Origin of the sequence: Streptomyces sp. NPDC006711 (assembly GCF_042869775.1) — a bacterium.
Taxonomy (GTDB): Bacteria; Actinomycetota; Actinomycetes; order Streptomycetales; family Streptomycetaceae; genus Streptomyces.
This window is the reverse complement of the sequence record NZ_JBIAGO010000003.1, coordinates 527,674-541,753: the sequence shown is the minus strand read 5'-3', so window position 1 is coordinate 541,753 and position 14,080 is coordinate 527,674. Positions and strand designations below refer to the sequence as shown.

Sequence of the window (14,080 nt, the reverse complement as noted above, 5' to 3'; positions counted from 1 at the left end):
GCCTCTCGCGGGCGTTCTCGCTCAGGCGCCGGGCTGTTCGCTCAGCGCGGCCAGGCACCGCCTCGCCCGCTCCGGCAGGACGTACTCGCCCTCCTTGGCGATGCGCTCGTACAGGGCCTCGACCCGCTCGTAGTGGGCGTCGAGGTTCTGGTCGAGGAGGTGGTAGTCGGACTTGTTGTAGATGCCGAACTGGAGGTCGGTCATCAGGCCGAACGGATCGATGTCCGATGCGTGCCGCGACCCGCCGAAGACCAGGCGCAGGAACTCGTCGACGCTCTCGTAGCCGAGCGTGGCGAGAAGGAAGTCGATGGACGCCCACTTGCGCCGGATCTGATGGGCGCGCTCATCGGGATCGACGATGAAGTCGAGACCGCTGGTCATGCCCTTGGGGTAGTGCACCTTGTTGAAACAGCGCAGGTCGATGGTGAGCCGGTCCTTGGTGGTCCGTGGCAGCGTGCTGTCGGCGTGCGCCCGGTAGTTGTCGAAGACCAGGGCGTCGCCCACCCGGCTGTCGCAGTAGTAGCCGGGCGAGGGCGTGTCGGCGTACGTCTTGGCCCAGTACATCGCCATGAGGAAGTCCCGCACCGAGGGCAGGTCGAGCTCGGAGAGCTTGCCTTCGAGGAACAGGTAGAGGGCCTTGTCGACGGCTTCCTTCTCCTCGCCCTCCAGGCCGGCTTCCAGCATCCTCTCGTAGACGTAGGGCAGGTTGGGCGCCTCCAGCTCCGCCTCCTCGAAGATCACGAAGGGCTGCCGGCTGAGCGGGGTGGGGGTCAGCGCGGTGTGGAAGCTGCGGTACTCGGTGGGGAAGCCGAGCTGCTTCTTCACCAGGGACGGGATTTGCAGGGCGATCGAGCTGGCCGCGTGGGTGCCGTACGGCCGCTTCTCGGCCGGCACGATGAAGGCGTTCACCACCGCCGTCTCGACCTCGGGGAAGTGCTCGTGGACGATGTCCTGGTTCAGGTCGTAGAACCGCTTCGCCGACGGCACGAACAGGACGCAGTTCTCGAACATGGTGGAGACGGGGAAGTAGCTGCCGATCGAGGCGGCCGCGAAGCTCTCCTGGATCACCGCCTGACAGCGCAGCTGGCGCGCCAGGTTCTCCGCGAGGCCGTCGTCCAGGTTCATCGCGACGACATGCGTGGGGTGCGGCTCGGGTTCGAAGCAGCTCGTGTTCAGCGTCCGGTGCGGCGGCAGCCTGAGCTCCAACTCCCCCTTGTCCACCCGGTACTTGTCCAGGACGGGGGACAGCTGCTCGGCGTGCGTCGCGGCCGAGGAGTGCAGGAAGGTGCCGGTCTTCTGGTAGGTGCCGGTGACGGTGGCGTCGTCGTCCGCCGTGGTACCCGGCGCTTGGGTCGCCTCGCTCATGACGTCTGGTTCTCCGCTCGGTCCGAAGTGGTGATGCGCTGGACATAGGTGCGGACGAAGTCCTCGTCGACGGGCGGGGACGGGTAGTCGTGCGCCCCGAACACGTCACCGCCCACGGGCAGCGCCGCGAACATGTCCGCCAGACCCCGCTCGGTGAGGCCGTCCACCAGGGCCGCGATGCGGGCGAGCGGGCTCGCCGGGTGCTCCGCGGCGAACGCGAGCGCCGCACGGCGCCAGGCGTCGAAAGGCACGATCTTCGCCCCGCCGCCGGCGGCCGCGACCATCTCGAAGAAGCGGTCGAAGGCCGGAGCGCCGGAGTTGACGAAGTCGTAGTCACGGCCGATGCGCGCCAGGTCGTCGGTCATCGCCCGCGCGATGGTCCGGCACAGGTAGTCGACCGGCAGCACCGTCGTGAGGTCGGCGTCAAGGGACGGGAAGCTGCCCAGCTCCAGACCGCCGGTGATCAGGTTGTGCAGGAAGTCGCCCCGGTCGAGCCGGAAGTGCCCGGTGCCGGTCGATGCGGCCACGAACGGCAGCCGGTAGGCGGACGCCTTCGCGCCCCGCCAGCGGGCCGCCGCCACCATCTGCTCCGCCTGCCACTTGGAGGTCAGATAGCCGAACTCCCGGTCGTCCTCGGTGACTTCGTACCCGAGGTACTTGGGCAGCGTGGCGAAGGTCGAGACGAAGTGGAACGCCTTGCCGCGACCGCGCGAGGCGAGCCGCAGCGCCTCGTGCGTGCCGACGACGTTGGGGCCGATGTAGTCGTCGAGCGGCCGCATCCAGTCCACCAGGGCGCCACAGTGGCACACCGCGTCCACCTGGTCGGCCAGGTCGTCGAAGTCCTCCTCGTCCAGGCCGAACAGCGGCCGGGCGAGGTCGCCCACCACCGGGTTGAGCAGCGGCGCGAACTCCTGCCTCCACAGGCCGTACGCGTCCAGCGCGCCGACCAGGCGGTCCATGCCCCGGCGGGCGTCGTCCGCCCGCACCAGGCAGTAGGCGACCACGTCGGACGCGAGCAGTTCGTGCAGCAGCCAGGCCCCGACGAACCCGGTGGCGCCGGTGACGAACACCGCCTCGGGACGGACCGGCGCCGAGGCGGCGTTGTCGAAGCGCAGATCGGGGTGGAGGCAGCCCTTGCGGGCCGTGGAGAGGTCGACGGCGTCGGGCGAGGCGTCGGCGGCCACGTCGGCCGGTGTCTCCGCGCCGGACGCGGGCGCCGTGTCGAGGCCGGCCTCCAGCAGCTTGCGCAGCAGGAAGTCGCCCAGCGAGGTGAGGTTGGGGTGGTCGAAGGCGATCTTCGCGGGCAGGGCGAGTCCGGTCAGGTCCGCGAGCTGGTTGCGCATCAGGACCGCGGTGAGCGAGTCGATGCCGATGTCCTGGAGCGACACGCTGACATCGACGGCGTCGGGCGAGGCGAAGCCCAGCGTCTTGGCCACCTCCGCGCGCACCACGCCGAGCACCACATCCGCGTACTCATCGGGCGTGGCCTCGCTCAGAAGCTTGCGCAGATCAGCCGTGCCGCCGGCCCCCGAGCGCGGGCCGGAGCCGGCGCTGAGCAGGGCGCGGAACAGCGGCGGTATGCCGCCCCGGCTCTCGTAGTAGTGCTGGACACGGTTCAGGTCGAGCGCGGCGGACATGGTCAGCGCGCGGCCGCTCCTGACGGCGAGCTCGAAGAGCTCAAGACCCTCGTCCGGGGCGAGCTGATCGAGGCCGAGCTGGGCGAAGCGGGCCCGGTCGAACTCACTGAGCCCGGCCGCCATGCCCTCGCCCTCCCAGGGACCGAAGGCCACCGAGGTGGCGGGCAGGCCCTTGGCCCGGCGCAGGTGGGCCAGCGCGTCGAGGAAGGCGTTGGCGGCGGCGTAGTTGCCCTGGCCCGGTGCTCCCATGACGCTCGCGATGGAGGAGAACATCATGAAGAGGTCCAGCTCCCTGTCCTGCGTCAGCTCGTGCAGGTGCCAGAGGCCGTCCACCTTGGGCAAAAAGACCGCGTCGAAGCGCTCCGGCGTCAGATCGCTCAGCGCGCCGTCGTCCAGCACACCGGCCGCGTGGACCACGCCGCGCAGCGGACGCCCCTCGCCGAACAGGGCCATCACCGCGGCGACGTCGTCGCGGTCGGCCGCGTCACAGGCCAGCACGGTGGCACGGGCGCCCAGCTCGGCGAGCTCCGCCACCAGGGCCGGCGCCCCGGGGCTCTCCATCCCGCGACGGGAGGTCAGCACCAGATCGCGTACGCCGTGTGTGCTCGCGAGCCACTTGGCCACGCGCCGGCCGAGGTCGCCCGCGCCGCCCGACACGAGCACCGCCCCGTCCGTCCTGACGAACTGCCGTCGCCGCGCCGGGACCAGCACCACCTTGCCCACGTGCCGCGCCTGCGCGATGAAGCGCAGACCGTCGGAGGTGTGGGTCATGGGGAAGGCGCGCAGCGGCAGCGGCGTGAGCCTGCCCTGCGTGAAGAGCTCGGCGATCGACACCAGCATCCGCTGGATGAGGTCGGGTCCTGCCTCGGGCAGGTTGTAGACGGTGTACGTCACGCCGGGGTGGCTGCGGTCGATGGCGTCCTGCTCCCGCACATCGATCTTGCCCATCTCCAGGAACCGGCCGCCGCTGTCCAGCAGGCCAAGGCTGGCGTCGATGAACTCCGTGGCCAGCGAGTTCAGCACCACGTCGAAGGTGCCACGACGCCCGTGGTCGCCCGAGCCCCCGAAGTGCTCGACGAAGCCCAGGTCGCGCGAGGACGCCATGTGGGCGTCGTTCAGGCCGAGTTCGCGCAGCGCGCCCCACTTGGGCTCGCTCGCGGTGCCGTAGACCTCCGCGCCGTGCAGCCGCGCCAGCTGCACCGCCGCCATGCCGACACCACCGGCGGCGGCATGGATCAGTACCCGCTCGCCCGCCCGCAGCCCGCCCAGCTCGTGCAGGCCGTACCAGGCGGTGAGGAAGGTCATCGGGATGGTGGCGGCCTCCTCGAACGTGAGGTGTTCGGGCATCCGCACCACTTGCCGGGCGTCCGTTGTCACCTCGGAGGCGAAGGAGCCCCTGGCCAGGCCGAGGACGGCGTCCCCCACCTTCACCTGGTCGACGCTGGCGCCGACTTCGGTGACCACGCCGGCGAACTCCAGGCCGAACGCGGGGATCTCCACCATTCCGAGCGCGTTGAGCACATCGAGGAAGTTCACTCCGCTCGCCCGCACCTCGGCACGGATCTCACCCGGCGCGAGGGCCCGCTCCGGCAGCGGCTTGACCTTCAGCGGTTCGTCGAGGCGGCCCTTGGCGGCGATCTCCAGCTGCCAGCGTCCCTCGGCCGGCAGTTCCAGGTCCTGGGCGGAGCCCACCCGCAGCAGCTGCGGCACCAGCACCTCGCCGCGGCGCAGCGCGCACTCCGGCTCGCCCTCCAGCATCAGCGCGGCGGGCAGCGCCGCGCGGTCGGCCTCCTCCGCTCCCAGGTCGATCAGGCGCAGGCCCAGCTCGGGGTGTTCATTGCGGGCGGTGCGCATCAGGCCCCACAGCGGGCCCGCGCCGAGCCCCGAGACCACGTCGTCGGCGCCGGTGCCCACCGCGCGGCGGGTCACCCACACCAGCGGGGCCCGGAACCCGGTGTCCACCGCTTCCTGAAGCTGGGTCAGTCCTCTGGCCGCGAACGCGTGGGCCTGGGCGGGCACATCGGCGTCGGAGTCCCACAGACAGATCAGGCCGTCCAGGTCCTCGGCGTCCGCGAGCTCCCGCACCTTGATCACCTGGATGCCGGCCCGGGCCAGGGCGGCCCGGGCCTCACGAGCCCATGGCACATCACCCGCCGGCGTCAACAGGCCCCAGGATCCGCCCAGTTCGACCCCCGAGGTGTCCACGGGGCGCCAGTCGACGTCGAACTGGAACCGGTCCACGCCGGCCGCCGCCAGCCGGCGCAGCACCGCCCGGTCCACCCTGCGGGCGTGCAGCCGGTGCAGTCGGCCGACGTGGGCGCCCTCATGGTCGTAGATGTCGAGCGAGGCCCAGAACTCGCCCTCGCCGAGCTCGAATTCGGCGACGTGGACCCAGATCTCCGACAGGCCCTTCACGCGCAGCGACAGACGCTCGGCCTCGAACGGTACGAAGAGATCGTCACCGGTACGGTTCTGCAACCGCTGGGTCAGCAGCAGCGAGTGCATCGCCGAGTCGAGCAGGGCCGGGTGCAGGACGTAACCGCCGGCGGACTGCTCGGCGTCCTGGGGCAGCGCGGCCCTCGCCCACACCTCCCCGCCCACGTGCCAGGCCTCCTTGATGCCCTGGAAGGTCGGCCCGTAGCCGTAGCCGAGCGCGTCCAGGTCGCGGTAGAGGGCGGAGGCGTCCAACGGCTCGGCGCCGAGCGGGGGAACCGTCACCGAAGCGCCGGCGCCGCCCTCCCGCGCGGGCGACACGCGGCCCTCGGCGTGCAGCCGCCAGGCACCGTCCTCGCCCTCCGGAGCGCTGTGGACCTGGACGGTGCGGCTCTCGCCCGCCTTCGGGCCCACCGTGACCTGGAGCCGCGCCGAAACCCCGGGGGCCAGCACGAGCGGTGAGGCGATGACCACGTCCGCCAGGTCCCACTCGCCCTCGTGCGCGGCGTCCCCCGCCGCCCGCATGGCCTCGAAGAACGCCGTGCCCGGCATCAGGACGGCGTCCATCACCCGGTGCTCACGCACCCACACCGGCCGGTCCGTCGCCACCACGCTGGTGAACAGCGAAAGGTCGGTGCCTGCGATCTCCACCCCGCCGCCGAGCAGCGCGTGCCCCGTGGGGTTGAGCCCGGCGCCGATCTGGGGCGTTACCGGCGGCTCGAACCAGAACCGCTCCCGCTGGAAGGCGTAGGTGGGCAGCGCGACCCGGCCGCCGCCGAACGGCGCGAAGTAGCCGTCCCAGTCCACCGTCACGCCCCGTACGTGCAGCTCGGCCAGGCCTCGCTGGATCACCGTCGCGCCGTTCTTGCCCGGCGTGCACGAGGGCACCCACGTCACCGGTCCCTCATCGGCCAGGCAGGTCGCGCCGAGGCCGGACAGGACGGCTCGGGGGCCGAGTTCGAGGAAGGTGTTGGCGCCCTCGCGGCGCAGCAGGCGCATGCCGTCGCTGAAGCGGACCGCCCCGCGCGCCTGGCGCACCCAGTAGTCGGCCCGCTCCAGTTCACCCGGCGCGGCGAGCTCACCGGTGAGACTGCTGACGAGCGGGATCTGGGCGGGCCCGAACCGTACACCGCGCGCCACGTCACGGAACGCGTCGAGCATGGCGTCCATGTGGTGCGAGTGGAAGGCGTGGGACACCGTGAGGCGCTTGGCCCTGCGGCCCCGCTCGGTGAAGTGCGCGGCGATCGCCTCGACGGCGTCGGTGTCACCGGAAAGCACGGTCTGCGTGGGCGTGTTGAGTCCCGCGACGTCCAGTGTGCCGCGCAGACCGACTACGTCGATGGCGGCCCGCGCCTCCTCGGCCGCGCACTCGACGGACACCATGGCGCCACGCGCGGGCAGCGCCCGCATGAGAGAGCCACGGGCCTCGACCAGACGGCAGGCGTCGTCCAGGTCGAACACCCCCGCCACATGGGCGGCCGCGTACTCGCCGATGCTGTGCCCGAGCAGCAGCTCCGGGCGCACGCCCCAGCTCTCCCACAGCCGCCACAGCGCCACCTGGAGGGCGAACAGGGCGGGCTGGGTGAAGTCGGTGCGGTGCAGCAGCGCCTCCTCCTCGCTGCCCGGGGCGGCCCACATCACGTCCAGAAGGGGGCGTTCCAGGCCGGTGAAGCGGGCGGCGACCTCGTCAAGAGCCGCACGGAACGAGGGATGGACGTCGTAGATGTCCTTGCCCATCCCCGCGACCTGGCTGCCCTGCCCGGTGAAGAGCAGGGCGAGCCGGGGCTCCTCCGCATGGTTCTCGGTGCGCACCGAGTCCGCCGGAAGCTCTCCGGTGCGGGCGAACGAGGCCAGCTTGTCCAGCAGTTCGGCCTTGTCCTTGGCCGGGAGCACCAGACGGCGGCGGAAGTGGCTGCGGGTGGTCGCCAGGGACCTGGCCACGTCGCCGAGGCGGTCCTGGATGTTCATGCCCAGGCGCAGATGCAGGTTCTCCACCTGCTGGCGCAGGGCGGCGTCGCTGTGCCCGGAGATCACGAACGGCACGGTGGGCGGCAGCGGCGCGGGCGCGGCCTGCTCGACGGGCCGCCCCACCGCGCGCGGCGGCTCCTCGACGATCACATGGGCGTTGGTGCCGCCGATGCCGAACGAGCTGACGCCCGCGCGGCGCGGCGTGTCCTTGACCGGCCAGGGTCGCTGCTCCTGGACCAGCGCCATGCCGGCGCCCTGCCAGTCCACGGCCGGGGTCGGCTCGGCGACGTGCAGCGTCCGGGGGAGCGTGTCGTGGCGCATGGCCAGGACGACCTTCATCACACCGGCCAGACCGGCGGCCGCCTGGGTGTGGCCGAGGTTGGACTTGGCCGAACCCACCCACAGCGGTTCGTCCGGTGAATGGCTCGCGCCGAACACCTCGGCGAGCGCGGTCCCCTCGATGGGGTCGCCCAGCTTGGTGCCGGTGCCGTGCGCCTCCAGGTAGTCGATGTCGTCCGGCTGGAGCCCGGACGCGGCAAGCGCCGCGCGGATGACGCGCTGCTGGGCGGGGCCGCTGGGCGTGGTCAGGCTCGCGGCGTGGCCGTCGTGGTTGACGGCGGTGCCGCGCAGCACGGCCAGGATCGGGTCACCGTCCCGCTGGGCGTCGGAGAGCCGTTTGAGGACGACCGCGGCCGAGCCCTCGCTCCAGCCGGTGCCGTCGGTGTCGGAGGAGAACGAACGGCAGCGGCCGTCCGCCGACATGCCGCGCAACCGGCTGAACTCGACGTGCAGTTCGGGCGTGAGCATCAGGCTCACCCCGGCCGACACCGCGAGGTCGCACTCGTTGTTGCGCAGCGCGTTGCAGGCCAGATGGGTGGTGACGAGCGAGGAGGAGCAGGCGGTGTCCAGGGTGAGCGTGGGGCCTTCGAGGCCGAACACGTACGACACCCGGCCGGACATGGTGCCGCCCGCCGAGCCGGGTCCCACATAGCCGTCGAGGTCGGTGAGGGTGCCGGCCATGGTGAGCCCGTACTCGTGGTACGCCGAGCTCTTGCCGACGCCGATGAACGCGCCCGTCTGGCTGCCGCGCAGCTGGTCCAGGGTGTACCCGGCCCGCTCGAACGCCTCCCAGGTGGTTTCCAGGACCATGCGCTGCATGGGTTCGAGGGAGCGTGCCTCGCGCGGCGATATGCCGAAGAAGGGGGCGTCGAACAGGTCGATGGGCCGCCCCACGAATCCGCCCCGGTTGCAGTACGAGGTGCCGGGCACCTCGGGGTCGGGGTTGTACAGGGCCTCGGCGTCCCAGCGGTCCTTGGGGACGTCGACGATCCCGTCGCCGCCGCGCTCCAGCAACTCCCAGTACTCCTCGGGGGTGTTGGCGTCTCCGGGTAGCCGGCAGGCCATGCCGATGACGGCGATGGGCTCGTCCTGGACGGCGCGCCCGCGGTCGGGCACGACCTCGCGGCTCGCCTTCGTGCCGCCGGCCAGATACGCGGCCAGGGACTTCACGGTGAAGTGCTCGAAGAGCTTGGCGCCGAAGACCGGGCGCCCCAGGAGCTCTTCGAGGCGCGTCTGGACGCGGACGACCCGCAGCGAGTTGCCGCCGATCTCGAAGAAGTTCTGGTTGACGCCGATCCGGTCGTGGCCGAGCACGTCCGCCCAGATGGCCATGATGTCCCGCTCAAGCTCGGTGGCGGGCCTGGCGGCGGCCTCGACCTCCACCACCGGGTCCGGCAGGGCCCGCTCGTCCACCTTGCCGTTCGGGGTCAGCGGAAGTTCGTCCAGCTCCACGATGAACGCGGGCACCATGTACTCCGGCAGCCGCTCGGCGAGCCAGGGGCGCAGCACGCGGTGCAGCGGCGTCCTGACGGGTTCGCCGACGGCGGGTGTATTGGCGTACGCGGCGGGGCCGGGGGAGGCGGAGCCGGTTGTGGCGGGGCGCGGGCCGAGGTCGGGGGTCTGGCCCGGCCGCCAGAACAGGGCGTCGCAGCGCCAGATGTCACCGGCGCGGCCGGGCAGCAGCGCCATTTCGAGGCCCGCCTCGTGGGCGAGGTCGGCCAGAGCGACGGGGTCGGCCCAGGACGTGGGAGCCGGGCTGCCCGTTCCCCTGATCTCCAGGGCGGCCGTGACCCGGCCGCACACCTCGCTCAGCCGGCCGTTGGGAACGCCCCGGAGCCGCAGCGGCCGGTCGGTGACCGCGCCCAGCTCGGCGCGGAGCGCGGCCGCCTCGAAGCCGTCGGCCCCCCAGTCCTGCTCCGTCGCGGGCGTGACGTCCGGGACGTCGTCGCCGATGTGCAGGGTGACGTCGTAGCGGTACCGCGTCATCTCGTTGACATAGCGGCCCTCGCGCAGGGTGATGTCGACGCGGGCGATCGCCGGGAACAGCTGGGGCAGGTGCGCGAAGTAGTCGCGGCTGAGCACCAGTTCGCGCTCCGCGCGCACCCCGCGCTCGGTCCGGCGGGCCAGTTCCTCGGCCGTGATCTCCTCGGCGTCCCCGTCCGCGCGGAAGTGCGCCACGTCGGCGTGGAAGACGTCCAGGAGCGACAGGTCGCGTACGTCACCGAGGAAGATCCGGCCCCGGGCGACCGCCTTGGTCGCCCAGGCGAGGACCGAGGTCAGGTAGTCGACGTTCGGGAAGTACTGCGCCACCGAGTTGATGACCACGGTGTCGAAGGCGCCCTCGGCCACGTCGGGCAGCGCGTGGGCGGCGGCCTGTTCGCAGGTCACGTGCGGCAGGGAGGCCAGGTGCCGCCGGGTCATCTCGACGGCCGCCGCGGAGGTGTCCACGGCGTGGTAGGTGCGGCAGTGCGGTGCCAGGCCGAACAGCATCAGGCCGCTGCCGGAACCGATCTCGAAGACGTTCTCGGGCGCGTGCGCGAGGACGCGCCGCACCGAGGCGCGCTGCCAGTCGCGCATCTCACCGTTGGAGAAGGGCAGACCGTCGTAACTGTTGCGCCAGCCGGCCAGGTTGAAGGTGGCGTCGGCGGCCATGGAGTCGCCGGGCGCGGCGTCGGCGCCGGCCTCGTAGGCGCGGTCCCAGGCCGAGGCCCACTCGGCGAGCGCGGTGCTCTGGTCCGCCGGCGCGGGCGCCGCCTGGCCGGCCGGCGCCGCCTCGCGGACGCAGTAGGCGACCAGGTGCTCGTCGCGGCCCACCACCACGGCGCGCCTGACCTCCTGGTGGCGGGTGACGGCGGCCTCCACCTCGGCGAGCTCGATGCGGTGGCCGCGCAGCTTGACCTGGCGGTCGTTGCGTCCCAGCAGGACCAGCCGGCCCGGCTCCTCGAAGCGCGCCAGGTCGCCGGTGCGGTACAGGGTGCCGGGGTGGAAGGGGTTGTCCGCGAAGCGCAGCGCGGTCTGCTCCGGGTCACCCCGGTAGCCACGGGCCACTCCGGCGCCGCCGACGCACAGTTCGCCGGGGAATCCGAGCGGTACCGGCGCCAGGTTCTCGTCGAGGACGTAGACCTGGGTGCGGTCGATCGGGCCGCCGATGAGGACGGCCTCCTCCTCGGCGCGGTCCCGCACCCGCCACAGGGTGGACCACACGGTGGTCTCGGTGGGTCCGTACATGTTCCACACCGTGACACCCGCTCCGGTGGCCAGGAGCCGGTCCGCGAGATCGCGGGAGAGCGCCTCACCGCCGCAGAGGATCTTGTTCAGAGTGGAGGTGCCCCGCCACCCTCCCTCGAGGAGCAACTGCCAGGTGGCGGGGGTGCCTTGCATCATCGTGACCGCGTGACGTTCGAGCAGCCCGCTCAGTGCCTTGGCGTCCAGGGTTTCCCGGGCCTGCGCGATGACCGCCGTCGCGCCGCAGAGCAGGGGCAGGAACAGTTCGAGTACGGAGATGTCGAACGACACGGTGGTGACCGCGAGCAGCCGGTCGCCCGCGCCGCACCCGGGGCGTTCGCGCATGGCGGTGAGGAAGTTGCTCAGCGCCCCGTGGGTGATCTCGACGCCCTTGGGGCGGCCCGTGGAGCCGGAGGTGTAGATGACGTACGCCAGGTCGTCGGCGCCCGCCTCCACGGCGAGGTCGCCCTCCGCGCCCGGTTCGCCGGCGCCGAGGCCGACGCTCACGCAGCGGGTCTCCCAGGCGGCGAGGGCGGCGGGTGCGGCGGCGGGGGTGACGATGAGCCTCGGGTCGGCGTCCTCGATCATCTGGCGGACGCGCTCCGCCGGGAAGCGGGGGTCGACGGGAACGTAGGCGGCGCCCGTCTTGACGACCGCGAGGAGGGCCACCACGAGGTCGATCGAGCGGTCGAGGGCCACCCCCACCAGGTCGCCGCCGCCCACGCCGCGGCCGGCCAGCGCGTGGGCAAGACGGTTGGCGCGGGTGTTGAGCTCCGCGTAGGTCAGGCTTTCGGCTCCGCAGATCAGCGCGGTGTCCAGGGCATGGCCGCGCGCGGTCTGCTCGAAGAGCCGGTGCAGACCGGGCGCGAAAGGCCCGGCGGCGGACTCGGTGTCGTTGAACTCCTCGATGAGGAGCATGCGTTCGCCCTCGGTGAGCAGACCGGCGGCGGCCGCGGGCCGCTCCGCCACGGCTGGCAGGCGGCCGCACCACGCGGCGAACTGCTCCCCGAGGCGGACGACGTCACGGGCGGTGAGGCGGGCCGCGTCGTGGTGGAAGGTGACGAGCGCGCCCTCGGGTGACCCGTCGTGCCGGACGTGGAGTTCCAGCTTCGGCCGGGCGCTCCCGTCGCCGGCGTCCTGGGCGGTCTCCTCGCGGGGGCCCCAGGAGATGAGGACGTCCGGGGTGAGCGCGCCGCTGTGCCAGTGCTCGCGCAGCGCGTCGTCACGGCCGATGGCGTCGCGGCGGATCCACCCGCGCTCCTGGCCCCGGGTGAACTCCCCGGCCACCGCCCTCAGGTTCTCCGCCACCGTCGCATCGGCGTCGATGCGGCACAGCAGGGGAAGCCAGGCGGTGAACAGATCGCGGTGCGCGGCCTCGACGCTCTCACGGGGCGCCGTCATCGCGAGGGCGACCTCGGGACGGCCGCCCGCCCGGCCGAGGAAGACGCCCAGCGCACCGGCCACTTGGGCGGCCGCTGCCAACTCGTCCGCCGCGTCGATGTGTTGAGGCAGGAGACAGCGTACGGCGACAGGCTCCGGACGTCCTCCGCTCCCGTCGGCCGCAGGGCGGGGCTGGGGGAAGGGCAGTCGGCAGGGGTGGTCGGCGGCCGCGAGCAGGCGCTCGCGCCAGCGCGCGGCGGCCTTGGAGGCGCCCACGCCCGCCTCGGTCAGTCGCGCGCCGGCCTCCTCACCGGGGGAGTCAAGGACGCTACCGGGCCGGATCCCGTGGGCGGCCGCGACGGACCCGGCGGTTGTCTCCTCGCCCTCCAGGGTGACAAGCCGGGTCAGGGTGACGCTGCCCGCGCCGGTCGCCACCCGCAGGCCCGACGCGTCGTCACAGGACAGGACCGTGCCGGGCGCCGCTTCGGCGCCGGACGCGACACCGCCCCTTCGCGCTTCCCGGACGGCGTAGAAGTGCCCGCCGAGCCGGATCTTGGGCCACACCAGCGGACTCGCGAACGGTCCGTAGTCGGTGGCCCGGACCAGGGCGGCGACGCGCTCGGCCGGAAGGTGCCAGTCGATCAGGCCCTCGGCGGCGAACTGGGTGTGCCGTGAGAAGTAGCGTCGTGCCGCGACGTTCTGCGCGGTCGCGCTCTCGCGGCCCTCCGCGATCTCGTCGATCAGCGGTGCCAGAGTGGCGACGGCCGCCTCGTCGCACTTCAGGCCGAGGGACAGCGCGGTCTCCTCGGCGTCGATCGTCACCGATCCGCGCGCCAGCACCTCGCCGCCGTCGACCACGGCGCCCATCCGGTGCCAGGTGATGCCGTACTCGCGCGCGCCCTCGGCGATGGCCCAGGAGGGGGTGTGCAGGCCGGAGTACTCGGGGAGCGGGCCGTAGTGGTAGTTGACGGCGGCGCGCGCGGCACAACCCAGGAGCACGTCGGGCACCACCGCGTAGTTGCCGGCGCTCAGCAGGAGGTCGCAGGACAGCTCCGGTGCGCGGGTGACGGCCTCGGCCAGTTCGTAAGGGGCGATGCCCGCCTTGACCGCCCAGGACCGCGCGGTCGCGTCGCTGGTCACCACGGCCGCGATCCGGTGCCCCTTGGCCAGGAGTATGTCGCCGCAGCGGGTGAGCACGCTCCCGCCGCCGATCAGGACGGAACTGAAAGAACTCAAAGCCATGTCTCCCCCGTGATGTCCCGCGGCGCGTGCGCGCCGCCCGTCCCGGGGCAGGGGGCAACGGCGCCCGGAACAGCCCCTGTTCAGGGCCTCCAGGTGCCGGATGCAAGCGAGCGCACGAGGTCGGTCCCCCGGTGCACCCGTGCCGATCCCCCCGAGATCGAGCGGCGTCCGCCTCACGAGCAGTCGTATGCGTGTGAGTCGTCCGCGCTGTCAGGTATGTCAGTACGCCAATTGCTGAGTAGCCGAAATCGCGCTGGTGCTGTCGTACTCGAACGGTGTGGTGCCACGGAAACGTGCGGTGCGTGAGTGCGGGCGTGCGTCGGTGGAGGTGACGGCCCGCGTGTGCTGCTGTGGGTGTGGGGGAGATGACGCCCCCGCCGTCGGTCCGGTCGTCCACCGGGCCCACCCATCATTGGCCTGCCCCGAGAGCCACCGCAAGGCATGGTGGGAAAGATCTTCGAGTGAATGCCGAGTGATGGTCGTCACATGCG

2 protein-coding genes are annotated in these 14,080 nt (G+C 72.3%); both read right to left on the bottom strand.

Going from position 1 to position 14,080, the window contains the following annotated elements; genetic code table 11:
- Positions 1-21: 21 nt before the first annotated feature.
- Complete coding sequence (locus ACFYM2_RS10115) at positions 22-1,365, bottom strand: hypothetical protein (protein ID WP_358999028.1); 1,344 nt, start codon at positions 1,363-1,365, stop codon at positions 22-24.
- Positions 1,362-13,583: an amino acid adenylation domain-containing protein gene (locus tag ACFYM2_RS10110; RefSeq protein WP_388834958.1), complete on the bottom strand. Its 12,222-nt coding sequence runs from the start codon at positions 13,581-13,583 to the stop codon at positions 1,362-1,364. Before ACFYM2_RS10110 ends, ACFYM2_RS10115 begins: the two co-directional genes overlap by 4 nt.
- Positions 13,584-14,080 lie beyond the last annotated feature (497 nt).

Coding starts and splice junctions, on each gene's coding strand:
- ACFYM2_RS10115 (WP_358999028.1), bottom strand. CDS start 1,365: ATGAGCGAGGCGACCCAAGCGCCGGGTACCACGGCGGACGACGACGCC.